The sequence below is a fragment of the Dietzia cinnamea NBRC 102147 genome (genome assembly GCF_001571065.1).
Taxonomy (GTDB): Bacteria; Actinomycetota; Actinomycetes; order Mycobacteriales; family Mycobacteriaceae; genus Dietzia; species Dietzia cinnamea.
The window spans coordinates 1-23,784 of sequence record NZ_BCSW01000017.1; the positions used below are offsets into that span (position 1 = coordinate 1).

22 protein-coding genes are annotated in these 23,784 nt (G+C 70.9%); 1 reads left to right on the plus strand and 21 read right to left on the minus strand.

The annotated features are described in order from the left end of the window. Window positions 1-259: 259 nt before the first annotated feature. From tyrS to infC, 20 genes are all read right to left on the minus strand, one after another. The gene (gene tyrS / locus DCI01S_RS08105) at window positions 260-1,531 is read right to left on the minus strand and encodes a tyrosine--tRNA ligase (RefSeq protein ID WP_061228802.1); all 1,272 of its coding nucleotides are present in this window, start codon (window positions 1,529-1,531) and stop codon (window positions 260-262) included. 5 nt (window positions 1,532-1,536) lie between these two features. Continuing rightward, window positions 1,537-2,250 carry a DNA-3-methyladenine glycosylase gene (locus tag DCI01S_RS08110; RefSeq protein ID WP_082767695.1) on the minus strand — a complete coding sequence of 238 codons (714 nt, stop codon included), beginning with the start codon at window positions 2,248-2,250 and terminating at the stop codon, window positions 1,537-1,539. Next, on the minus strand, window positions 2,247-2,468 hold the full coding sequence (locus DCI01S_RS08115; RefSeq protein WP_061228755.1) for a Trm112 family protein: 222 nt from the start codon (window positions 2,466-2,468) through the stop codon (window positions 2,247-2,249). The genes DCI01S_RS08110 and DCI01S_RS08115 overlap by 4 nt, the downstream gene beginning before the upstream one ends. Before the next feature lie 5 nt (window positions 2,469-2,473). Beyond that, the gene (argH, locus tag DCI01S_RS08120; protein ID WP_061228756.1) at window positions 2,474-3,931 is read right to left on the minus strand and encodes an argininosuccinate lyase; all 1,458 of its coding nucleotides are present in this window, start codon (window positions 3,929-3,931) and stop codon (window positions 2,474-2,476) included. Next, complete coding sequence (locus DCI01S_RS08125) at window positions 3,928-5,127, minus strand: argininosuccinate synthase (RefSeq protein WP_061228757.1); 1,200 nt, start codon at window positions 5,125-5,127, stop codon at window positions 3,928-3,930. Before DCI01S_RS08125 ends, argH begins: the two co-directional genes overlap by 4 nt. Window positions 5,128-5,192: 65 nt before the next feature. After that, window positions 5,193-5,690, minus strand: a complete 498-nt coding sequence (locus tag DCI01S_RS08130) for an arginine repressor (protein ID WP_106385954.1) — start codon at window positions 5,688-5,690, stop codon at window positions 5,193-5,195. Next, window positions 5,687-6,637 carry an ornithine carbamoyltransferase gene (argF, locus tag DCI01S_RS08135; protein ID WP_061228759.1) on the minus strand — a complete coding sequence of 317 codons (951 nt, stop codon included), beginning with the start codon at window positions 6,635-6,637 and terminating at the stop codon, window positions 5,687-5,689. The genes DCI01S_RS08130 and argF overlap by 4 nt, the downstream gene beginning before the upstream one ends. Then, window positions 6,634-7,848, minus strand: coding sequence for an acetylornithine transaminase (locus DCI01S_RS08140; RefSeq protein ID WP_082767696.1), 1,215 nt, complete (start codon window positions 7,846-7,848; stop codon window positions 6,634-6,636). The genes argF and DCI01S_RS08140 overlap by 4 nt, the downstream gene beginning before the upstream one ends. Continuing rightward, window positions 7,845-8,780: an acetylglutamate kinase gene (gene argB, locus DCI01S_RS08145; protein WP_061228760.1), complete on the minus strand. Its 936-nt coding sequence runs from the start codon at window positions 8,778-8,780 to the stop codon at window positions 7,845-7,847. Before argB ends, DCI01S_RS08140 begins: the two co-directional genes overlap by 4 nt. 1 nt (window position 8,781) lies before the next feature. Then, a complete protein-coding gene (locus DCI01S_RS08150; RefSeq protein ID WP_061228761.1) occupies window positions 8,782-9,279 on the minus strand; it encodes a hypothetical protein in 498 nt (165 codons plus the stop codon). Then, window positions 9,276-10,313 (minus strand): N-acetyl-gamma-glutamyl-phosphate reductase, encoded by a 1,038-nt coding sequence (argC, locus tag DCI01S_RS08155; protein ID WP_061228804.1) that lies wholly within the window; start codon window positions 10,311-10,313, stop codon window positions 9,276-9,278. The genes DCI01S_RS08150 and argC overlap by 4 nt, the downstream gene beginning before the upstream one ends. Window positions 10,314-10,358: 45 nt before the next feature. Beyond that, window positions 10,359-11,186 carry a DUF2786 domain-containing protein gene (locus tag DCI01S_RS08160; RefSeq protein WP_239550155.1) on the minus strand — a complete coding sequence of 276 codons (828 nt, stop codon included), beginning with the start codon at window positions 11,184-11,186 and terminating at the stop codon, window positions 10,359-10,361. Between the two features lie 125 nt (window positions 11,187-11,311). Continuing rightward, window positions 11,312-12,136, minus strand: a complete 825-nt coding sequence (gene thiD / locus DCI01S_RS08165; protein WP_232303089.1) for a bifunctional hydroxymethylpyrimidine kinase/phosphomethylpyrimidine kinase — start codon at window positions 12,134-12,136, stop codon at window positions 11,312-11,314. Then, window positions 12,129-14,618: a phenylalanine--tRNA ligase subunit beta gene (gene pheT, locus DCI01S_RS08170; RefSeq protein WP_061228763.1), complete on the minus strand. Its 2,490-nt coding sequence runs from the start codon at window positions 14,616-14,618 to the stop codon at window positions 12,129-12,131. The genes thiD and pheT overlap by 8 nt, the downstream gene beginning before the upstream one ends. A 43-nt stretch (window positions 14,619-14,661) precedes the next feature. After that, window positions 14,662-15,717, minus strand: a complete 1,056-nt coding sequence (gene pheS / locus DCI01S_RS08175; protein WP_061228764.1) for a phenylalanine--tRNA ligase subunit alpha — start codon at window positions 15,715-15,717, stop codon at window positions 14,662-14,664. Between the two features lie 236 nt (window positions 15,718-15,953). Continuing rightward, window positions 15,954-17,615, minus strand: a complete 1,662-nt coding sequence (locus DCI01S_RS08180) for an ABC-F family ATP-binding cassette domain-containing protein (RefSeq protein ID WP_061228765.1) — start codon at window positions 17,613-17,615, stop codon at window positions 15,954-15,956. Next, window positions 17,612-18,484 carry a TrmH family RNA methyltransferase gene (locus tag DCI01S_RS08185; RefSeq protein WP_061228766.1) on the minus strand — a complete coding sequence of 291 codons (873 nt, stop codon included), beginning with the start codon at window positions 18,482-18,484 and terminating at the stop codon, window positions 17,612-17,614. The genes DCI01S_RS08180 and DCI01S_RS08185 overlap by 4 nt, the downstream gene beginning before the upstream one ends. A 10-nt stretch (window positions 18,485-18,494) precedes the next feature. Beyond that, entirely contained in the window at window positions 18,495-18,875 is a 381-nt protein-coding gene (gene rplT / locus DCI01S_RS08190; RefSeq protein ID WP_007630820.1) for a 50S ribosomal protein L20, read from the minus strand. A gap of 69 nt (window positions 18,876-18,944) precedes the next feature. Then, the gene (gene rpmI / locus DCI01S_RS08195; RefSeq protein ID WP_007630819.1) at window positions 18,945-19,139 is read right to left on the minus strand and encodes a 50S ribosomal protein L35; all 195 of its coding nucleotides are present in this window, start codon (window positions 19,137-19,139) and stop codon (window positions 18,945-18,947) included. Window positions 19,140-19,233: 94 nt separating this feature from the next. Next, a complete protein-coding gene (infC, locus tag DCI01S_RS08200; RefSeq protein ID WP_100086307.1) occupies window positions 19,234-19,845 on the minus strand; it encodes a translation initiation factor IF-3 in 612 nt (203 codons plus the stop codon). 332 nt (window positions 19,846-20,177) lie between these two features. On the opposite strand from infC, the gene DCI01S_RS08205 reads away from it, so the two are divergent. After that, window positions 20,178-20,576 (plus strand): DUF1844 domain-containing protein, encoded by a 399-nt coding sequence (locus DCI01S_RS08205; protein WP_061228767.1) that lies wholly within the window; start codon window positions 20,178-20,180, stop codon window positions 20,574-20,576. 80 nt (window positions 20,577-20,656) lie between these two features. On the opposite strand, the gene uvrA is transcribed toward DCI01S_RS08205, so the two are convergent. Further along, window positions 20,657-23,725, minus strand: coding sequence for an excinuclease ABC subunit UvrA (uvrA, locus tag DCI01S_RS08210; protein ID WP_061228768.1), 3,069 nt, complete (start codon window positions 23,723-23,725; stop codon window positions 20,657-20,659). Between the last annotated feature and the right edge of the window lie 59 nt (window positions 23,726-23,784).

A 23,784-nucleotide genomic window follows, 5' to 3' on the forward strand; every position in this document is an offset into this window, starting at 1 on the left:
ACATCCGGGGTGATCACCGCCCCTTTCGAGGGAACTCCTCCAGCTTAGCGGACCCGCTTCACCGTGTCAAACCCGGCTGGGCCCTCCCGCTTCGCGGAGGCTGTCTCCTCGGGCGGCTCGGGCCTCTCGGTCCGCGCCGCTCTCGGCGACGTCCAATAAGTTACGCAGGTGTGAACGGAAACGCAAACCCGCAGGTCAAGCCAGCTAACGAACGATGGCGTCGGCGAGAGCCGACGCCATCGTCGTACGCAGGGGCTGATCAGCTGATGCGGACGCCCGCGAAGCTCTTCTTGCCACGCCGCAGGACCAACCATTTGCCGTGGAGGAGATCACCGGAGGACGGCGTCCACTCCGGGTCCGAGACCCGCTCGTTGTTGACGTACGCGCCCCCCTCACCGACCGCACGGCGGGCGGCACCCTTGCTCTCGCTCAGCCCGGAGGCGACGAGCAGGTCGACGATGGTCGTAGGGCTGCCCGGGGCGATCTCCACCGCGCCGGCGTCCTCGAGCGCCGCCGCCAGAGTCGCCTCGTCGAGCCCGTCGAGCTCGCCGCGGCCGAACAGGGCCTGCGCGGCGGCCTGGACGGATTCCGTCGCGGCCACGCCGTGCACGAGCGTCGTCATCTCCTCGGCGAGGCGCTTCTGCGCCGCGCGCAGGTGGGGCTTGTCGCGGGTCGACGCCTCGAGCTCGTCGATCTCCTCACGCTCGAGGAAGGAGAACCACCGTAGGTAGCGCACGACGTCGGCGTCGGCGGTGTTGAGGAAGTACTGGTACCAGGTGTACGGGCTCGTCATGGACGGATCCAGCCACAGACTGCCGCCGCCGGTGGACTTGCCGAACTTCTTCCCGTCGGCAGAAGTCACGAGGGGGACCGTCATCGCGTGGACCGTCTCGCCGTCCACCCGCCGGTTGAGGTCGACACCGCCGATGATGTTCCCCCACTGGTCGGATCCACCCAGCTGCAGTGTGCACCCCATGTTGCGGCGCAACTGCAGGAAGTCGTTTGCCTGCAGCAGCATGTAGGAGAATTCGGTGAACGAGATGCCCTCGCCCTCGAGGCGACGCTTGACGGTGTCGCGCCCGAGCATCGTGTTGAGCGAGAAGTGCTTACCGACGTCGCGCAGGAACTCGATGACCGTCATGTGCCCGGTCCACTGCATGTTGTTCACCACCCGCGCACCGGTGGGTCCCTCGGTGAGGTCGACGAACAATTCCAACTGGCCGGCGATCCGCTCGGTCCACTCCGCGACGGTGTCGGAGGTGTTCATGACCCGCTCCCCCACCTCGCGGGGGTCGCCGATCATCCCTGTGGCGCCGCCGGCGAGGACGATGGGCCGGTGCCCGGCCAGCTGGAACCGGCGCAGGGTCAGCAACGGGATGAGGTGCCCGGCATGCAGACTCGGACCGGTCGGGTCGAACCCACAGTAGAGAGAGACCGTCCCCGCGTCGAGGTGGGCGCGAAGCGCCTCCAGGTCGGTCGACTGGGCGATCAGCCCACGCCACTGCAGTTCATCGAGGATGTCGTTGGTCACGACCGTCATTGTCCCCCATCGGTGCGACCGGCCACCACGGGGCGGGTGACCTGCGGTGCGCGTGGGCTCCGCCGATAGGCGGAGACCTCCCGCGCGCCGGCGAGCCAGAACCGCCAGGGCCGGTCCGCCTCGCGGGAGACCCCCACGCGCGGACCGGAGCGGATGTGGTCGTCGGGGACCGGCTCGGGTCGGAACCTGATCGACGACGAGGGGTCCAACACATTGGTGCCCCGCATCGACAGATCGATGCCGAGCGTGCGTCCGAGGTTGCCGGGGCCTCGGGCGGTGCGTTCCACCGGGATGCCGGGCCGGCGGGTCTCCACGGTCTCGTGACCGCCCACGACGCGGGCCGCCCGGAGGAGCACACCCCCTCCCTCACCCCGAGGTCGGCAGGTGATGTTCACGCACTGGTGCAACCCGTGGCTCAGGTAGACGTACAGGTGACCGGCGTCGCCGAACATCACCTCGTTGCGGGCCGTGCGACCCGGCCACGTGTGGGCCGCCGCGTCAGGAAACGCCGAGTCGGCGGGTCCGCCGTACGCCTCGACCTCCATGACGCGCACCGAGACCGTGTCGTGTGTGAGGATCCCGCCGAGAAGTAGCCGCGCCGCCTCGTCCGGGGACGAGGCGCGCAGCAACTCCCGGAACCGCTCGCCACCCGTCTCGTAGCCACCGGTGTCGTCGCGGTCGGCCCGGGGCGCGCCCGCCAGCGGACTCACTCCGCGGGCGTGCCGCCCGACCGGGCGACGAGATCCGCGTGCTCGGCGTCGTCGACCTGCCGGGACTCGTCGACCAGCAGGACGGGGATGCCGTCCTCGATCCGGTAGGCCCGGCGCAGACGCGGGTTGTACAGCGTCTCCCCGTCGATCAGGAGGAGGGGGCCCTTGTCCTCAGGACAGGCGAGGATCTCGAGCAGACGTGCGTCGATGACGGACATGACTCTCACCCTACCCACGCGGCGAACTGGTCACGGACCTCGCCCAACCGCCGGCGTTGCTCCGCCACGGCCTCACCCGCGGTCCCACCACGGGCGTTCCTCGACGCGACCGAACCGGACACCGTGAGGACCTCGCGGACCTCGGGCGTGAGCGCGGGGTCCACGGCCGCCAACTCGTCGTCGTCCAACTCGTCCAGTCCCACGCCGCGGCCCTCGGCCACCCGCACGCACTCACCGGCCGCCTCGTGGGCGACCCGGAACGGGACGCCCTGGCGGACCATCCACTCCGCGATGTCCGTCGCCAGTGTGTAACCGGCCGGCGCGAGCTCGGCGAGTCGCTCGGGATGGAACTCGAGCGTGCCGACGAGCCCTGCCATCGCCGGCAGCAGCAGGTCCAGTTGCGCCACGGAGTCGAAGACCGGCTCCTTGTCCTCCTGTAGGTCCCGGTTGTAGGCCAACGGCTGCGCCTTGAGGGTCGCGAGCAGCCCGGTGAGGTTGCCGATGAGTCGCCCCGTCTTCCCTCGCATCAGCTCGGCGACGTCCGGGTTCTTCTTCTGCGGCATGATCGAGCTGCCCGTCGACCATTCGTCGGCGAGCGTGACGTACCCGAACTCCGGAGTGGACCAGGCGATGATCTCCTCGGCCAGACGGGAGAGGTCGACCGCGATCTGCGCGAGCACGTAGGCCGCCTCTGCCGCGAAGTCCCTCGAGCTCGTGGCGTCGATCGAGTTGTCCGCCGCGCGGTCGAAGCCCAGCTCCGCAGCGATCGCGTCCGGGTCCAGCCCGAGAGAGGACCCGGCCAGTGCGCCCGACCCGTAGGGCGACACTGCCAGCCGGCGGTCCAGGTCTCTGATCCGGTCGAGATCGCGCAACAGCGGCTGCGCGTGGGCGAGCAACTGGTGCGAGAGCAACACCGGCTGGGCTGCCTGGAAGTGGGTCTTGCCCGGCATGACCGTCTCCGGGTGGGCGTCGGCCTGCGCGACGAGCGCGTCGACCACGTCGAGCACGCCCGTCGCCACCACCCGGACCGCGTCGCGGAGCCACATCCGGAAGAGCGTGGCGACCTGGTCGTTGCGCGAGCGGCCGGCCCGCAGCCGCCCACCGACCTCGGGGCCGACCCTGTCGATGAGCCCGCGTTCGAGAGACCCGTGAACGTCCTCGTCCGACTCGGCCGGGACGAACGCGCCGGAGTCGACGTCAGCGGCGAGCCGATCCAGCCCGTCGAGCATCGAGTCCAGGTCCGGCCCGGTGAGCAGGCCCGCCCGGTGCAGCACCCGGGCGTGCGCCTTGGACGCCCGGATGTCATACGGGGCCAGCTCCCAGTCGAAGTGGGTGGACTTGCTCAGTGCGGCCATGGCCTCCGCCGGGCCGCCGGCGAACCGGCCGCCCCACAGCGCGCCGGTATTGGTCCCGTGCCGGTCTTCCCCGGTCGTCCGCCCGCCGCCGTTCTGCTCGGCACTCACAGGCCGAGGTCCCGCTTGGCGGCGATCTTGGAGCTCAGGCCGTGTAGGTTGACGAAGCCCTTGGCGTAGCTCTGGTCGAACGAATCACCCTCGTCGTAGGTCGCGAGGTTGAAGTCGTACAGCGAGGAGTCGGACCGGCGGCCGTTGACGGTGATCGACCCGCCGTGCAGGACCATCCGGATGTCGCCCGAGACGTGCTGCTGGGTGTTGTCGATGAAGGCGTCCAGCGCGTACTTCAGGGGCGAGAACCACAGGCCGTCGTAGACCGCGTTCGACCACTCGTCCGAGACGCCGGACTTGTAGCGGGCGAGCTCGCGCTCGAGCGTGACGTCCTCGAGGGCCTTGTGGGCGGTGATGAGAATCATCGCGCCCGGAGCCTCGTACACCTCGCGGCTCTTGATGCCCACCAACCGGTCCTCGACCATGTCGAGACGCCCCACGCCCTGCGCGCCGCCGCGACGGTTGAGCTCCTCGATCGCCTCGAGCACACTGACCTTACGGCCGTCGATCGCGACCGGCACGCCTTCGGAGAAGGTCACGGTGACCTCGTCAGGGGCGGCGAAGTTGATCGTCGGATCCTCGGTGTAGTCGTAGACGTCCTTGGTGGGGGCGTTCCACAGGTCCTCGAGGAAACCCGTCTCCACCGCGCGGCCCCAGACGTTCTGGTCGATCGAGAACGGCGACTTTTTGGTGACGTTGATCGGGATCTCGTTCTTCTCGGCGAACTCGATCGCCTTCTCGCGGGTCCACGCGTAGTCGCGTACCGGCGCGATGACGTCGAGGTCAGGGGCGAGGGCACCGAAACCGACCTCGAAGCGGACCTGGTCGTTGCCCTTGCCCGTGCAGCCGTGCGCGACGGAGGTGCCGCCGTGCATCTTCGCCGCTGTCACCAGGTGCTTGACGATGAGCGGGCGGGAGATCGCCGACACGAGCGGGTACTGCCGCATGTAGAGACCATTGGCCTTGATGGTGGGGGCGCAGTACTCCTCGGCGAACTCGTCGCGGGCGTCCACGACGATCGACTCGACGGCGCCGCAGTCCAGGGCGCGCTGGCGCACCACGTCCATGTCCTCGCCACCCTGGCCGAGATCGATGGCGACGGCGACGACCTCGGCACCGGTCTCCTTGCCGATCCAGCTGATGGCGACGGAGGTATCGAGTCCGCCGGAGTAGGCGAGGACGACGCGATCGGACATGGTGTTCTCCTTGGTGTGTGCTGTGGGTTTGTGGGTCTGTGGGTGCGGGTGTGCGGGTCGCGGGGTCAGAGCTGGCGTCGGGCCAGCGCGGCGAGCCGGTCCGCGAGTTCCGCTCCGGCGACGGGTTCGCGGGCCATCACGAATATGGTGTCATCCCCGGCGATCGTCCCGACGACGTCATCCAGGTTGGCGCGGTCGAGCGCGCTGGCGAGGAAGTTGGCGGCCCCCGGCGGCGTGCGCAGGACCGCCATGTTGCCGCTGTGGTCGGCGGACACGAGCAGTTCGCCGAGCATCTTGGCCAGTCGGTCCGTGCCCCCGGGGATTCCCGGGACATGGCTCCCGTCCTCCGGGATGACGTAGCGGCCCGCTCCCCCGTCGGCGGCGCGGAGCTTGACGGCGCCGAGCTCGTCCAGGTCCCTACTCAGGGTCGCCACCGCTACGGCGATCCCCTCCTCCGCCAGCGCCTCGGCCAGTTCGGTCTGGCTGCGCACCGGACGGCGCCGAAGGATGTCGGTGATGCGGGCGTGCCGCACCGTCCTACTCACGGCGCCGACCGCGGTCACGCCCGCTCCAGGAGCCAGACGAGCAGGGCCTTCTGGGCGTGGAGACGGTTCTCCGCCTCGTCGAACACCCTGCTGCGGGGCCCGTCGATGACCTCGGCGGAGATCTCCTTGCCCCGGTACGCGGGCAGGCAGTGCAGGACGATCACGTCGTCGGAGGCCCGGTCCACCGCCTCCTGTCCGAGCCGGTAACCGGCCAGGTCCCGGAGGCGGTCGGCTGCGGAGTCCTCCATGCCCATCGACACCCAGGTGTCGGTGATGAGCACGTCGGCCCCCTCGACGGCCGAGGCGACGTCGGTGGTGATGCCGACCGATCCGCCCGTGGCCTCCGCGATCCGCTCGGCGTCGGCCACCACCTGTCCGGAGGGCTGGTATCCGTCCGGAGCGGCGATGATGATGTGGATTCCGGCCGTGGCGAAGCCGAGCAGGTAGGAGTGCCCCATGTTGTTGGCCCCGTCGCCGAGATACACGGCTCGCAGGCCGGCCGTGCGGCCGAAGTTCTCCCGGATCGTGAGGAGGTCCGCGAGGATCTGGCAGGGGTGGAACTCATCACTCAGCGCGTTGACGACCGGGACGTCCGAGTGCCCGGCGAGTTCGACGAGCCCGTCCTGGGAGTACGTCCGCCACACGATCGCCTCGACGTAACGGGACATCACCTTCGCGGTGTCCTCGAGCGTCTCTCCCTTGCCCATCTGAGTCGAACCGGACTCGACGACGATCGGGTTGCCGCCCAGTTGCGCGATTCCGGCGTCGAAGGAGAATCGGGTCCGTGTCGACGTCTTGTCGAAGATGACGGCGACGGAGCGTGGGCCCTCCAGCGGGCGCGCGGAGAACGGCTCGGCTTTGAGTTCCAACGCCAGGTCCAGGACGGCGGACTGCTCGTCGGGGCTCAGGTCGTCGTCGCGCAGGAAGTGGCGCACCGAGCGGGAGGCCACGGGCGAACCGGTCATGACGAGGACTCCTTCTGGGACGCGGCGTCGAGGATCGCGGGCAGGGCGGAGACGAACTCCGCCGCCTGCCCCTCGGTGAGGATGAGCGGCGGGGCGAGCCGGACGACGTCGGCGGTCGTGGCCCCTACGAGATAGCCGGCCCTCCGCGCGGCCTCCTCCACGGACTTGGCCACCGGGGCGGTGAGCACCATGCCGAGCAGCAGCCCCCGTCCCCGCACGTGGTCGATCAGCGGATGGTCGAGGCACTCGATCTCCGCGGCGATGACCTTGCCGAGCCGGTCGACGTGCGCCACGAGGTCGTCGGACTCGATCGTGTCGAGCACGGCGAGCGCGGCGGCGCACGAGACCGGATTACCTCCGAAGGTCGTCCCGTGCTGGCCTGCGGTGAGCAGCTCACCGGCCGAGCCGATCCCGAGGCACGCCCCGATCGGCAGCCCGCCGCCGAGCCCCTTGGCGAGGGTGATCACGTCGGGCACCACCCCCGCCTTGCGGGAGGCGAACATCGCGCCGGTCCGGGCGATCCCGGTCTGGACCTCGTCGACGATCATGAGGACGCCGTGCTCCGTGCACAACGCGCGGACGTCGGCGAGGAAGCCCTCCGGCGGTTCGACGACGCCGCCCTCGCCCTGCAGCGGCTCGAGGATCACGGCGGCGGTGTCAGCGGGGGCCTTCTCCACCAGTGCGGTGAGGGCGTCGATGTCGCCGTACGGATAGAACTCGACACCGGCCGGCATCGGCTCGAACGGTTCGCGTTTGGCGGGCTGACCGGTCATCGCCAGCGCGCCCATGGTCCGACCGTGGAAGCCGTTCTCGGCGGCGAGGATCCGTGAACGCCCGGTGCGACGGGCGATCTTGAACGCGGCCTCGTTGGCCTCGGCGCCCGAGTTGCAGAAGAACGCCCGCACCGGCTCGTCCACCGCCAGCAGGGCCTCGAGCCGCTCCGCGAGCTCGACGACCGTCGGGTGCACGTACAGGTTCGACACGTGCCCCAGCTCGGCGACCTGCCGGCCGACCGCGTCGACGATCGCGGGATGCGCGTGGCCGAGCGAGTTGACCGCGATACCGCCGAGGAGGTCGGTGTACTCGCGGCCGTCGGCACCGACGACGGTGACACCGCGTCCCGAGACCAGTGCGAGCGGCGGGGTGCCGTAGTTGCGCATCAGGGCGGTGTCCCACCTCGAGGTGAGGGTGGGAATGGTCTTCTCGCTCACGCGTTGTCTCCTGCCGGTATCCGGGTCTCGTGATCGCCCTCGGTCACCATCGTCCCGATGCCGCCCTCGGTGAGGATCTCCAGCAGCACGGAGTGCTCGACACGGCCGTCGATGACGTGGGCGGCGCGCACGCCGCCCTGCACGGCGCGCAGGCAGGCCTCCATCTTGGGGACCATTCCGCTCTCCAGTGACGGGAGCAGGCGCTCCAGGGGCCGGGTGCCCAGATGGGTCACCAGCGAGGAACGATCGGGCCAGTCCGTGTACAGCCCCTCGACGTCGGTGAGGACGACGAGCTTCTCCGCCTCCAGGGCCGAGGCGAGCGCACCCGCGGCGGAGTCGGCGTTGATGTTGTGGACGGTCCCGTCGGCATCGGGGGCGATGGTCGAGACCACGGGGATCCGTCCGGCCTCTATCAGGTCGAGCACCGCGCGCGGGTCGACGGATTCGACGTCGCCGACGAGCCCGATGTCGGTGGGCCGACCGTCGACCATCGCGGTACGCCGGACGGCGGTGAACAGGCCGGCGTCCTCGCCGGAGATGCCGACCGCGTACGGACCGTGCGCGTTGATCAGGCCGACGAGTTCACGCCCGACCTGCCCGAACAGCACCATCCGCACCACGTCCATCACCTCGGGGGTGGTGACCCGGAACCCGCCGCGGAACTCCCCCTCCATCCCGAGCCGCGCGAGCATCGACGTGATCTGCGGGCCCCCGCCGTGGACCACGACGGGCTTGAGCCCGCAGGTGCGCAGGAAGACCATGTCGGCGGCGAAGGCCTTTTTGAGCTCGTCGTCGATCATGGCGTTGCCGCCGTACTTCACCACGACGATCTTGTCGTGGAACTTCTGCAGCCACGGCAGCGCCTCGGCGAGAACGTGCGCGCGGACGAACGGCGTCAGTTCGGTGGACCCGTCGTTCATCGCTGTGGTCATGTCAGGCCTCTCCGGGCTGGTCGGGGATGGTCAGGGTGAGATGGACGTCGGCGCCGCCGCGGTGTCGGAACCGGAACTCCACGCCGTCGGCCGTGGGCGCCGGCTCGGGCAGCGGCGAGTGCTCGGTGTCCGGCCGGAAGACGAGGACCTCGATCGGGCCGACCTGCGTCCCGGACGCCGCGGCCAGCGACTCGGCGACGCTCTCGGCGACGAGGTGCGCGGCGGTGAAGTCGGCGGCCGTGTCCCCGGCGCCGGCATCTCCGATCAACACCACGCCGCGGGTGGCGGGGACCTGTGCGCAGCGGGCGCTCCACTGGAGTTCGCCGGCCAGCGCGGCCTCGGACACGCCCGGCGCGGCGATGTCGAGCCGGGCCGCGGTGCCGGCGGGCGCCCACCAGGACACGCTCCCGGGATCGTCGATGTACCTCCGGCGGACGAGACCGTGGAGGTCCTCGCCCGGGACGGCGCCGTCCGCACCGACCGGTCCGGCGTCGGTCACGGGGCGAGACCGACCGTGCTGAGCCCGTCGGTCTCGGGCAGGCCGAGCGCGAGGTTCATCGACTGGATCGCCCCGCCGGCGGTGCCCTTGGCCAGGTTGTCGATCGCGGCGGTGAACACCGCGCGGCCCGCGCGCTCGTCCACCTCGATGCCCAACTGCACGGCGTTGGAACCGAGAACGGAGGCGGTCATGGGCTGCACGCCGGCGGGCAGGACGTGGACGAACGGCTCGGCGCCGAACGCCTCCGCATAGACCGCGCGCAGCTCGGCGGCGCTCGCCGTGGTGGGGGCCACGGCGGTGGTGAGGATGCCGCGTGCCATGGGGGCGAGGACCGGCGTGAAGCTCAACGACACCTGCTCGTCGGTGACCGACCGGAGGTTCTGGAGGATCTCCGGGGTGTGCCGGTGGGTGGTGACGCCGTACGCCTTGACCGAGCCCATGACCTCCGAGGCCAGCATCGGGACCTTGGCGGATTTGCCGGCGCCGGACGCGCCGGTGACGGAGACGATCGTGATGGCCGAGGCGTCGATCAGCTTCGCCGCGACGGCCGGGAACAGCGCGAGCGTCGCCCCGGTGGGAAAGCACCCGGGCACGGCGACACGGCGGGTGGTCCGCAGCGCCTCGCGCGCCCCCGGCAGCTCGGGGAGTCCGTACGGCCACGACCCGGCGTGCTCGGAACCGTAGTAGCCCGTCCAGTCCTCGGCGCTGGAGAGCCGGAAGTCCGCGCCGAGGTCGACGACGAGGACGTCCGGCCCCAGCTGCTCGGCGATCGCCGCGGAGTGCCCGTGGGGCAGGCCGAGCACCACCACGTCGTGGCCCGCGAGGGACTGCGCGTCGGTCTCCGCCAGGACACGGTCGGCGAGCGGCAGCAGGTGCGGGTGATGCTCACCCAGCGTCTGTCCGGCGTTCGACCCGGCGGACAGGGTGCCCAGCTCGAGCTCACCCGACACGTAGGCCGGATGCCCCAGGAGGAGGCGGAGGAACTCCCCTCCCGCGTATCCCGAAGCACCTGCGACCGCTACCTTGATTGCCATGCGCATGAGTATGCACGACGTTGCAACCTTTTGCACGTGCGGGGGTCAGGCCCCCAGCTGTCGCCGTCCCCCCGCGAACCGCCGCTGCCCCAGGTCCACCGAGCCGCCCACCCGTCGCCCCTCCTCTATTCCGGACATACCGACCCGTCGGCGGGTGCCGCGCACCGCGGTCGGGAACCGGCGGCGCAGCTCCGCGTCCGCCCGCTGGGCGTCCGACCGGAGGACGATCCCCGCCCCGGCCGCGTCCCGGCTCTCGGCGACGGCGCCCTGCTCCGCGGCTTCCAGCCGCCGGCCGACCTCGAAGGCGAACCCGGTCATGAACGACTTGCGATGGGTGACGGCGGAGACGCCGGGCGCCGGGCGCTGGCGGGCCGCCGCGGCGAGCATCACCCCGGTCAACGCGCCGGCCAGCATGCCCACCCGCTCGACGTGCCGACGGACCCCGACGATATGGACGACGCGCGTGTTGTCCCCGCGCACGGCGGTGACGGCCCGGCAGTGCATCGCCGACGCGAGTGCGGCGACGAGGCCCACCTGGTCGGGCTGATAGCTGCCCGAGACCACGTGGTCGAGCACGGTCACCTCCGCCGCGGTGGTGTCGGGACCCGTGCGCGCCAGCGCCTCGTCGACGCCGTACTTGGCGAGAAGTGCGTAGGCGCGCTCGAGGAGCACGTCCGCCTCCGGCGTGCCGGCCACGCTCTCGGCCTTGGCGAAGAGCTTGCGCACCCGGTCCAGCGCCTTCTCGGGTGGCGGGGCGTCGTCGCGGCCGCGCGGGCCCGCACCATGCGGGTCGCGGTCGTCCGCTCCGCGCCGGTCGCGGTCGCTCCCGTGGCGCTGGTCGTCATGCGAGGAGGTGGCGTGAGAGGCGTTCATGGTCTGCTCCTGGTCGTCTCGGCTGTCAGTCGGGACGGATGCTCGCACACGTGTACGACACCGACGGCGGCCGCGCCTCGGCCGGAGCAACCGTGCCCGACGTCCGGGGCGACCCCCGGAGACGCTCAGCGGTGCAGGAACCAGGTGTGGTCGAGCGGCCCGGATCCGCGGCCCACCTCGAGTGCGAGCCCACCGTGCAGCGCCCCGTCCATCCACGGCCGGACGCGGCGGTAGGCCGCCTCCCAGTCCGGCACGCCGACACGGGCGGTGGCCAGGGCCGAGGACAACGAGCATCCGGTGCCGTGCGTGTGCGGGGTGTCGACCCGCACGAACGGCAGGCGGAGCGTGGTCCGCCTGCCGCCCTCGGTCTCGACGAGGACGTCCTCGGCGCTGCCGTCCTCGAGGTCGCCGGTGGTGGCGAGCACCGCGCAGCCGGTCTGCTCGTGAACGAGTTCGGCCTGACCGACGATGGTCTCGATGTCCGTGGCGCTCGTCTCGCCGCACAGGACGGCGAGCTCGGGGACGTTCGGCGTGACAAGGTCCGCGAGGGGTACCAGGTCACGGAGCCTGTGCGCGGCGTCGTCACTGGCCAGCTGGCCACCGGTGGTGGCGACCATGACCGGGTCGAGGACGACGTGCGGAGGACGACGACGACGAAGCCAGTCCCCGACCGCCTCGACGAGGCCCGCCTCACCGAGCATGCCGATCTTGACGGCGTCGATCACCACGTCCTCGGCCACGGCGTCGAGCTGGGCGATGACAGTCTCGGGCGGCACGGCGTGCACCCCGGTGACGCCGACGGTGTTCTGGACGGTGACCGCGGTGACGGCGCCCATCCCGTACCCGCCCATCGCGGCGACCGCCTTGACGTCCGCGAGCAGACCCGCGCCGCCGGACGGGTCGGTGCCCGCGATGCACAGCACCCTCGGTGCCCGGACCCTGTCAGCCACGCAGAACCGCCCCCACGGCCTTCTCCGCGGCCTCGACGGCCGCGCTGCGCCAGGTGCTCGCCTCGTCCTCGGTGAGCGTGCGGTCGGCGGCGCGGAACGTCAGCGCATACGCCAGGGACTTGCGGCCCTCGCCGAGCTGGGCGCCGGTGTAGACGTCGAACAGGCGCACGCTCTCGAGCAGCTCCCCGCCCCCCGAGCGCAGCGCGGACTCGACGTCCGCGGCTGGCACCGAGGCGTCCACCACGAGAGCGACGTCCTGGTTCACCGCCGGGTACGCCGAGATCGTCGGGGCCGGCAGGACCTCACGGACACCGATCGCGGTGAGGTCGAGTTCCACGGCGCAGGTCCGGGCCGGCACTCCGAGTCGCTCGCACGCCGCCGGGTGCAGTTCGCCGGCGTGCCCGACGACGACCGAGTCGACGAGCACCTCCACACAGCGGCCCGGGTGCCAGGGCGCGCACTCCGCCGCCCGGACACGCACCTCGGCACCGAGCGTACGACCGACGATCCTCGCCGCCTCCACCGCGTCGAGGGCGTCGGCCTCCCGGCCCGGGCCGAAGTGCCCGGCCGGCTCGCGCTTGCCGGTGTACAACGCAGCGACGTGCAGCGGCTGCTCGGGCAGCGAGGCGCTCAGCCGCTCGCGCTCCTCCGGGGTGGGCTCGCGGTCGACCGGCAGCATCTCCACCGGCGCGGTTGTGGGCGTACGGAACGACACCTGCGCGACCGAGAACAGCGCGAGGTCGCGAGTCCCCCGGGTGATGTTGCGGCGGGCGATCTCGACCAATGAGGGCAGCAGCGTGGTCGCGAGGTGCGACTTGTCGCTCTCGAGGGGGTTGACCACGGACATCGTGTTGCGGCGCTCGTCGTCGTCACCCAGTCCCATGTCGTCGAACACCGACGGATCACAGAACGGGGACGTCAGCACCTCCACGTGCCCGGCCGCGGCGAGGGCGTGACCGACGGCGCGTCGCCCACGCTGCTCGGCGGTCAGGCCCCGGCCCGCCGGGGCGGTGGGCAGCACCGACGGGATGTTCTCCAGCCCCTCCAGGCGCAGCACCTCCTCCACGAGGTCGGCCGGCAGCGCGAGGTCGGGACGCCAGGTCGGCGGCGTGACCTCCAGCAGCACTGCGTCGTCACCGGCGACGGCGCAGCCGATCTGCTCCAGGCGCCTCCGGGCGGTCCCGGCCGGGTACCCGACGCCGGCCACGCGCGAGGGGCGGTCCGGGTCGAACGCGATCGTCGGCATGACCGGGGCGGACCCCACGTCCGTGAGCGAGTCCTCGACCGTGCCGCCGGTGATCTCGGCGAGCAGGGTGGCCGCGCGGTCCAGGGCGGCGATCGAGGCCGCCGCGTCGACCCCGCGCTCGTAGCGCTTGCCGGCCTCACTCGGCAGCTTGTGACGGCGGATCGTCCGGAACACCGCGAGCGTGTCCCACACCGCGGCCTCCAACAGGACGTCGGTCGTCGTGTCCGAGACCTCGGTGGAGGCACCGCCCATGACGCCGGCCATCGAGATGGGGCCGGTCTCGTCGCAGATGACGACGTCCTCGGGGTCGAGGGTGCGCGTGACGTCGTCGAGCGTCACCAGGGTCTCCCCCGCCCGCGCACGACGCACAACGAGACCGCCCTGCACGCGGGCGGCGTCGAACGCGTGCATCGGGTGACCGAGTTCGAGCATGACGTAGTTGGTGACGTCTACGGCCGGGGAGATCGGACGCACGCCCGAGAGCAACAGGCGGCGGGCCATCCACCACGGGGTGCGCGCGGCCGGGTCCACGCCCGTCACGCGACGCAGGGCGAACCGCCGGGCACCGGACTCGGCGGTCACCTCGAGCGGCCAGGCCTCCTTCTCCGACGGCAGCCCGAGCTCGACCGCCGGGTCGGCGAAATCCAGGTCGAACCCGCACGCCAGCTCGCGGGCCAGGCCGCGGGCAGACAGGCAGTAGCCCCGATCCGGCGTCACGTTGAGTTCGATCACGGTGTCCCGCTCGCCGGCGCCCGCGGCCAACACCGGGCCGGCGGGGTCCCCGGGCTCGGCGGTGCCCTCGGCGAGGACGATGATCCCGCTGTGGTCGGAGCCGATCCCCAGCTCGGAGGCCGAACAGATCATGCCCTCACTCGGCTTGCCGTAGGTCTTGCGCTTGCCGATCTCGAACCCGCCCGGCAGGACGGTGCCCGGTAGGGCGACGACGACCAGGTCGCCTTCCGCGAAGTTGCGGGCGCCGCACACGATCTGCTGCGGCTCGTCACCGCCCACGTCGACCAGACAGAAGCGGATGGGCTTCTTGAAGCCCTCGAGCTCCTCGATACTCGCGACCCGGCCGATCGTGAGCGGGCCGGTGATCTCGGGGAGCTGCTCCGGCTCGCCCTCCACCTCGAGGCCGACGCGAACGAACCCGGCGTCGAGCTCGGCGGGCGTCACGGACCAGCCGTCGTTGGCCCGCTGCAGGATCTCGGTCAACCAGGACTGCGCAATTCGCACTGTGGGGTCCTTCGTCTCAGTGTGGTGGGAGGGGTGCGGCGCGTCAGGCGCGGATGCCGAAGGGCAGGGAGAAGCGGACGTCGCCCTCGACCATGTCGCGCATGTCCGACAGGCCGTTCCGGAACTGCAGGGTGCGCTCCAGGCCCATACCGAACGCGAAGCCCGAGTACTCCTCGGGGTCGATCCCGCAGGCCGTGAGGACGTTCGGGTGGACCATGCCGCAGCCGCCCCACTCGACCCACCCGGCGCCGCCCTTCTTGCGGGGGAACCACACGTCCACCTCGGCGGAGGGTTCGGTGAACGGGAAGTAGTTGGGCCGCATGCGCGTCCGGGTCCCCGGACCGAACAGGGCGCGCGCGAACGCGTCGAGCGCGCCACGCAGGTGGGCCATCGTCAGCCCCTTGTCTATCGCCAGACCCTCCACCTGGTGGAAGACCGGGGTGTGGGTGGCGTCGAGCTCGTCGGTACGGAAGGTCCGGCCCGGGCATGCCACGTAGATCGGCGGCTCGCGGTCGAGCATCGTGCGGATCTGCACCGGGGAGGTGTGCGTGCGCAGCACCTGGCGGCTGCCCTCGGGCGCGACGTGGAAGGTGTCCTGCAGCGTGCGCGCCGGATGATCGGGCAAGAAGTTCAGCGCGTCGAAGTTGTAGTGCTCCGCCTCGACCTCGGGCCCCTCGGTGATCTCCCAGCCCATCGCCACGAACACGTCCGTGACCTCCTCGGTGATGATCGTGATGGGATGCTGGGCTCCCACCGGGGCGCGTCCGGACGGGACCGTCAGGTCGAGCGTCTCGGCCACGAGGACGGCGGCGTCGCGCTCGGCCTGCAGTTCGGCCAGGCGCCTGTCATATGCCTGCTGCACGCGCCCGCGGGCCACGTTGACCGCCTTGCCGGCCGACGCCTTCTGCTCCTTGCGCAGCGCGCCCAGGCCCCGCCGCGCCAGGGCGACCGGACTGCGGTCGCCCAGATGCGCCGTCTTGGCGGCGGCCAACGCGTCGAGGTCGGAGGCTCCCGCGAACGCGGCCTCGGCGTCGGCGGCGTAGCCGGTCAGTGACTCCTCGTCGATCCGGACCTCGCCCGCGCCTGTGTCTTCGCTCACCAGTGCCCTCGTCCTCCCCGTCACGTCGGCCTCTCGCAACCGACACACCACGGGTTCCGAGGGTAGTCGATCCCCGTAGCGCCCCCGGGTCCGCCCGGGCCGGCTCGTCCGAGGGCTCAGCCCCGGCGCCGGGTCACCGCGCTCCTCGTCGTCGTCATCTCCTCGCCGGATCCCACACCGCGGCGGCGACAATCCTGACGGCTTGCGCTCCGAGCTGATCCCGCCGGCAGGCTGCGTCACCTGGCCTCCCGGACGGCCCCCGACTCCACCACGAACTCGCGGGTCGCGCGGAAGGTGTCCCGCATGCGCCGGTCGTGGGTCACCAGCAGGACCGTCCCGTCGAAGGCGTCCACGGCCTGCTCGAGCTGCTCGATCGCGGGAAGGTCGAGGTGGTTGGTGGGTTCGTCCAGGACGAGCAGGTTCACCCCGCGCTGCTGGAGCAGCGCCAGCGCCGCGCGGGTGCGCTCGCCCGGTGACAGCGTGGCGCAGGCCCGCGCGACGTGCTCGCCGCCGAGCCCGAACTTGGCCAGGAGTGTTCGCGCCTCGGTGGGGTCGAGCCCGGCCGGGTCGGCGGCCACACAGAACGTGTCGAGCAGCGTGTCGCCGCCGCTGAACTCCGAGCGCGCCTGGTCGACCCGGCCGGGCACCACGCCGGACCCGATCGTCGCGCGCCCCGCATCGGGCGACGACGCTCCGGTGAGCACCGCCAGCAGGGTGGATTTCCCGGCACCGTTGGCCCCGCTGACGAGGACCCGGTCGCCGGCACCCAGCTGCACGGTGACGGGCCCCAGCGCGAAGTCCCCGCGCCGGACCACCGCGTCGGTCAGCACCGCCACCACCGCGCCGGAGCGGGGTGCGGCGGCGATCTCCATGCGCAGCTCCCACTCCTTGCGCGGCTCCTCGACCACCTCGAGCCGCTCCATCGCCCGCTCGGACTGGGCGATCTTGGCAGCCTGCTTCTCCGACCGCTGTCCGGCCCGGTTGCGGATGTGCTTGTCCCGTTCGACGTCCTTGCCGCCGGTCTTGCGCATGGTGTTGCGCACGCCTTTGTCGAGCCAGGTCTTCTGCGTCTGCACGCGCTCTTTGAGCTGGTCGACCCGGCCCGCGTACTCCTCATAGGCGTCGCGGGCCCGCTGCCGCGCCAGCGCGCGCTCGGTCAGGTAGGACTCGTAGCCCCCGTCGAACACGGTGATCTGCCGCTGGGCGGAGTCGAGTTCGACGATGCCGGTCACGCATCGGGACAGGAACTCGCGATCGTGGCTGACCACCACCATGGGGCGGCGTTCGGACCGCATGAACTCCTCGAGGACGGCCAGTCCCGCGAGGTCGAGGTCGTTGGTCGGCTCGTCGAGGAGCAGGATGTCGTACTGGCTGAGCAGGACGGCGCAGAGGTTGACGCGCGCGGCCTGCCCTCCCGACAGCGCGGTCATCGGCAGCTCCGTCACGGCGGCGTCGAGCCCGAGCCGCGCGGCGGTGGCGGGGATCCGGTCGTCGAGGTCGCCGCCGCCGAGCGCGAGCCAGCGTTCGAGGGCGTCCCCGTAGGCCTCGGCGGCGGCGGTGGAGTCGGCCATCCGCTCCGCGAGCGCGTCCATCCGCGCCTGCGCGTCCGCGACGCCGGTGACGCGGTGCAGGAAGTCGCGCACCACCTCGTCGTCGTCCCGCTCCACCTCCTGGCGGAGGAGGCCGACCGTGGCGTCCGGCGGGCTGACGGTGACCTGTCCGGTCATCTCCGCGAGAGGGTCGCCGGCCAGCGCGTGGAGCAGGGTGGACTTACCGGCGCCGTTGGGCCCGGCCAGGCCCCAGACGTCACCGGGGGCGACGACGAGGTCGAGCCCATCGAACAGCGTGCGCGCTCCCCGGGTGGCGCCGACTCCGCGGACGGTGAGCGTGGCGCTCACGCTCCCGCCTGCAGCCGGGAGCTGGTGTGCAGGCAGATGGACGCCGCAGTGACGATGTTCAGGCTCTCGGCGCGACCGCGGATGGGGATGCGAACCCGCAGGTCGGCGGCGACGGCGAGGTCAGTCGGCACGCCGTGGGCCTCGTTGCCGAAGATCCACGCGGTGGGAGCGGCGAGCACATCGTCGGCGCGTTCGATGTCGACCTCTCCGCCGGCGTCCGCGACGGCGACCTGCAGACCCGCCCGGTGGGCGCGACCGACGAGGTCGTCCTCGGCGATGCCGCGTACCACGGGGAGGTGGAAGACACTCCCGGCCGAGGAACGGACGGCCTTGGGGTTCTCCGGGTCGACCGCTCCCTCGGTGAGCCACACGGCGTCGGCGCCGAGCGCGTCCGCGACACGGATGAGGGTACCGACGTTGCCCGGCTCGGCCAGTCCCTGACCGACCGCGACGAGGCGCGGCGAGGCGACCATGTCCGGCCCGTCGTTCGTCACCGCGGCGCGCGTGGTGGCGTCGGCGGCGGTTCGCGTGACGGAGCGGCAGACAGCGACGATCCCGGTCGGCGTGACGGTATCGGACAGCCCGCGGATGGCGCGGTCGGTCACCACGGACACCGGGACGCCGGCGGAGCGACCGGCGTCGATCAGGCCGCCGAACCGGTCGAGCGCCGCCTCGGTACAGAAGAGTTCGACGGCGGAGCCGGTGGCGAGCGCGGCCTCGACCGAGTTGGCGCCCTCGGCGAGGAAGCGGCCGGCCTTGCGCCGGGCAGCCGAGCGGTGGAGCTTGGATGCGGAAACGACCCGCGGGGTCCGTTCGGTGAACGGATCCGCGGGTCGCCCCGTGCCCTGGTCGGGCGGAGTGTTCGTCAAGTCGCGAGTGTCAGGCAGCCGGTGCGTTGACGTCGGCCGGCAGAGCCTTGCGTGCGACCTCGACCAGCGCCGTGAAGGCGGCCGGGTCGGTGACGGCGAGGTCGGCGAGCACCTTACGGTCCACCTCAACGCCGGCGAGCTTGAGGCCCTGGACGAAGCGGTTGTAGGTCATGTCGTTGGCGCGGGCCGCGGCGTTGATCCGCGAGATCCACAGCTTCCGGAAGTCGCCCTTGCGCGCGCGACGATCGCGGTAGCTGTAGGTCATCGAGTGGAGCATCTGCTCCTTGGCCTTGCGGTACAGCCGTGAACGCTGCCCACGGTAGCCCTTGGTGGACTCGAGTACGGTCCGACGCTTCTTCTGGGCGTTGACTGCCCTCTTCACGCGTGCCACTGGTCAATCCTCACTGGTCTGGGTCGGTCGCCTACGGGGCGACCGTGAATTACTGAAGGTAGGAGGGGCTCAGAGCCCGAGGAGCCGCTTGATGCGGGGCACGTCGGCCGGGGCGACGTCCGTGCGGCCGTCGAGGCGACGGGTGCGCTTGGTGGGCTTCTTCTCCATGATGTGGCGGCGGTTGGCCTGCTGGCGGACCAGCTTGCCGGTTCCGGTCTTCCGGAAGCGCTTGGCAGTGCCCTTGTGGGTCTTCATCTTCGGCATGATCGGTCTTCCTCACATGGTTCGGCCCGGAATGCCCGGTGGGGCCTCGGGTGTGCGGACGGCGTGCGTCCGTGGTCTTGTCGGCGCGGAGGGCCTACTCGGACGCGGGGTCGGTGACCTTCGAGTCCTGCGCCTTGGCGCGGGTCTTGGCGCCGCGGTGGGGGGCCACGACCATGGTCATGTTGCGGCCGTCCTGCTTGGCGCTGGTCTCCACGTATCCGTACTCGGTGATGTCGTCGGCCAGGCGCTGCAGCAGCCGGAACCCGAGCTCGGGCCGGGACTGCTCACGGCCACGGAACATGATGGTGACCTTGACCTTCGAGCCCTTCTCGAGGAAACGGACGACGTTCCCCTTCTTGGTCTCGTAGTCATGTGTGTCGATCTTCGGCCGGAGCTTCTGCTCCTTGACGACGGTCTGCTGCTGGTTCTTCCGCGACTCGCGCTCTTTCTGCGCCGCCTCGTACTTGAACTTGCCGTAGTCCATGATCTTGCACACCGGCGGGCGTGCGTTGGGCGCGACCTCAACGAGGTCCAGATCGGCCTCCAGGGCCAGACGAAGTGCATCCTCGACGCGAACGATCCCCACCTGCTCGCCCCCGGGGCCGACGAGTCGGACTTCGGGGACACGGATTCGTTCGTTGATACGTGCTTCGGCGCTGATGGGCCCTCCTCGGTAGTTACGGTGCTGGCGTCCGCGACCACTCACGTGGCCGCACAACCGCCCTCGAGGGGCCCCACGCTCGCCGGCCGTGGCCGGCGAAGCCGAGAAGGCCCCACGGCATGTCTACCGGGGGCCTCTCACTCCTCACCCGTCGACGAGAACACGTCCGCGATCACTCGCGGTACCCCTCGCCGGGGTGGTGACCATCAAACTGCCTCGCGGCGTCGGATGGTGGGAGATCGGGCTCCTCTTGGACGACGGAACCCGCGTCGTAGCGGGCTCCCACAGTCGGTGATGAACTCTACCAGTTCCGGCCGTTGCCCCCAAACCGGTGTCGGTACACACGGCTCCGGGCGGTCCGTGGGACAGTAAACGGCATGAGCACCGACCATCCTTCATCCGCCGACCAGGCCACCGAGAACCTGCTCGGGGATCACCTCGACGCTCGCGAGGTCGAGATCGTCGATCTGGCGGACGTCTCCGCGCAGGAGATCATCTTCCGTTCCATCGTCGTCCTCATGAGTGCCGCGGCCGAGAAGCTGGGGCTGTCCGACGATGACCCGGCCTCGAGCCCGCGCCTCGACCTCGACGAGTCCCGCAAGCTCATCACCGCTCTCGCGGGCCTGGTGACCGGCTCGGCCGAGCATCTCGGGCCCCAGGCACGCGTCGTGCGTGACGGGCTGCAGGGCCTGCAGCGGGCGTTCCGCGAGGCCAGCGCGTACCCCGACGAGCCCGGCGAGGGCCCCGGCGAGAAGTTCACCGGCCCGGTCTACTGACCTCTCCCCCACCGCGGTCGGCGCCCGCACGGCGCCGACCGCTCGCATCGGGCACGCACCACGCGCCCGGAGGCGGGTGATCAGCGCAGCGCGCGCGCCCTGCGAGCCGCCTTGGCGGCGGTCTTCTTGGCCGCGGTCGGGGCGGGCTTCTTCGTACCCGAACTCTTCTCTCCGGTCTGTGTCGAACCGGCCTTCGCCACACCGGCCTTGCGCGCCCCGTTCGTCGCGGTCGAGGCGGAGGGCTTCTCTCCCGCGCTCGTTCCGTCGGTCCCCTGCCCCGTCGAGGTATCCGCTGCGGGCAGGACCTCCGCGAGGAACCGTCCCGTGTGGCTCTCCGGGACGGTGGCGACCTGCTCGGGGGTCCCCTCGGCGACCACGGTCCCGCCGCCGGCACCGCCCTCCGGTCCCATGTCGATGACCCAGTCGGCGCTCTTGATGACGTCGAGATTGTGCTCGATGACGATGACGGTGTTGCCCTTGTCCACCAGACCCTGGATCACCAGCAGGAGCTTGGTGATGTCCTCGAAGTGCAGACCGGTGGTGGGCTCGTCGAGGATGTACACCGTCCGTCCGCTGGAACGCTTCTGCAGCTCCGCTGCGAGCTTCACGCGTTGGGCCTCGCCGCCCGAGAGGGTGGGCGCGGGCTGGCCGAGTCGGACGTAGCCGAGCCCGACCTCGGTGAGCGTCTTGAGGTAGCGGTGGATCGAGGTGATGGGCTCGAAGAACTCGCAGGCCTCCTCGATGGGCATGTCGAGCACCTCGGCAATGGTCTTGCCCTTGTAGTGCACCTCGAGCGTCTCGCGGTTGTACCGCGCGCCGTGGCACACCTCGCACGGCACGTAGACGTCCGGCAGGAAGTTCATCTCGATCTTGAGCGTGCCGTCGCCCTGACAGGCCTCGCAGCGCCCGCCCTTGACGTTGAACGAGAACCGGCCCTGCTTGTAGCCACGCACCTTGGCCTCGGTGGTCGCCGCGAACAGGGTGCGGATCTTGTCGAAGACGCCGGTGTAGGTGGCCGGGTTGGAGCGCGGGGTCCGGCCGATCGGCGACTGGTCCACCTGGACGAGCTTGTCGAAGTCCTCGACCCCGTCGATCCGGGAGTGCCGGCCGGGGACCTGCCGCGCGCGGTTGAGCTGGTTGGCGAGCGTCGTCGCCAGGATGTCGTTGACAAGGGTGGACTTACCGGACCCCGACACCCCGGTGACAGCGCACAGCACGCCGGCGGGGAACACGACGTCGACGTTCTTGAGATTGTTCTCCCGGGCGCCCCGGACGTGGAGCCGCCTGTCGGGGCTCGGCTCGCGTCGCTTGGCGGGCACTGCGATCTTCCGTCGGCCGGCCAGGTAGTCGCCGGTGAGCGACTCCGTGTTGGCCAGCAACCCCTTGTAGTCGCCCGAGTGGACGACCCGCCCGCCGTGCTCACCGGCCAGCGGGCCGATGTCGACGATCCAGTCCGCGGACCGGATGGTGTCCTCGTCGTGCTCGACCACGAGCAGGGTGTTGCCCAGGTCGCGGAGGCGGACGAGGGTGTCGATGAGGCGGCGGTTGTCGCGCTGGTGAAGGCCGATCGACGGTTCGTCGAGCACGTAGAGCACTCCCGCCAGGCCCGACCCGATCTGGGTGGCCAGGCGGATGCGCTGGGCCTCACCACCGGACAGACTGCCGGCGACGCGGTCCAGGGAGAGGTAGTCCAGGCCCACGTCGAGGAGGAACCCCATCCGGGCCTGGATCTCCTTGAGGACGCGGCCGGCGATCATCGCCTGCCGCGAGTCCAGTTCCAGCCCGTCGAGGAAGGCCGCGCAGTCCTCGACCGACATACGGCTGATGTCCGCGATCGAGCGCTCCTGGCCGCCGGGGCCCGCGAGGGTGACGGCGAGGATCTCCGGCTTGAGGCGGGTCCCGTCGCAGCCCGGGCAGGGCACCTCGCGCATGTAACCCTGGTAGCGCTCCTTCTGCGATTCGGACTCGGTCTGTTCGAGGCGTCGCTTGAGGAACGACATGACGCCCTCGAACTTGGCGTCATAGGTGCGGGTCCGTCCGAACCTGTTGCGGTACTGGACCCGGACCTTGGTCGGGGCTCCTCCCAGCACGGCCTTGCGCACCTTCGCGGGCAGGTCCTGCCACGGCGTCCGCAGATCGAAGCCCATGTCGCTGGCCAGGCCGGTGAGGAGCTGCTGGAAGTAGTCCGCGCTCTGACCACCCGACCAGGGCGCGATCGCACCGTCGGCCAGGGACCGCTCGGGATCGGGGACCACGAGGTCGGGGTCCACCTCGAGGTGCGCTCCTAGGCCGTCACACACCGGGCAGGCGCCGTACGGGTTGTTGAACGAGAACGCGCGCGGCTCCATGTCGTCCAACGCGATGGGGTGGCCGTTGGGGCACGCCATGTGCTCCGAGAACCGCCGGTGGCGGGCGGGATCCGACTCGTCGCGGTCCACGTACTCGATCACGATCACGCCGTCGGCCAGGCCGAGGGCGGTCTCGACCGAGTCGGTCAGCCGCTGGCGCGAGGACGGCTTGGTCGCCAACCGGTCGACCACCACCTCGATGTCGTGCTTCTCCTGCTTCTTCAGCGTCGGGGGCTCGGACAGCGAGTGCAGGACACCGTCCACTCGCACACGGCTGTAGCCGTCGGCGGCGAGCTGCGCGAAGAGGTCGACGAACTCCCCCTTTCGCGTCCGCACGACGGGCGCGAGCACCTGGAACCGCGCCCCTTCCTCACCCTCGAGGATCTGGTCGACGATCTGCTGCGGGGTCTGCCGCGAGATCACCTCGCCACACGTCGGACAGTGTGGTACCCCGGCGCGCGCGTAGAGCAGACGGAGGTAGTCGTGGACCTCGGTGATGGTTCCGACGGTCGACCGGGGGTTGCGGTTGGTCGACTTCTGGTCGATCGACACCGCCGGCGAGAGACCCTCGATGAAGTCGACGTCCGGCTTGTCCATCTGACCGAGGAACATCCGGGCGTAGGAGGACAGCGACTCGACGTACCGACGCTGACCCTCCGCGAAGATCGTGTCGAACGCCAGCGACGACTTGCCGGAGCCGGACAGCCCCGTGAAGACGATCAGCGAGTCGCGGGGCACGTCGATGTCCACGCCCTTGAGGTTGTGCTCCCGTGCGCCGCGGACGACCAGACGGTCCACCATGGGTTCTCCTTCCGAATGGGGAGCGCCGCCACTGATCCGTGACGGAAGCCGTACGCCGG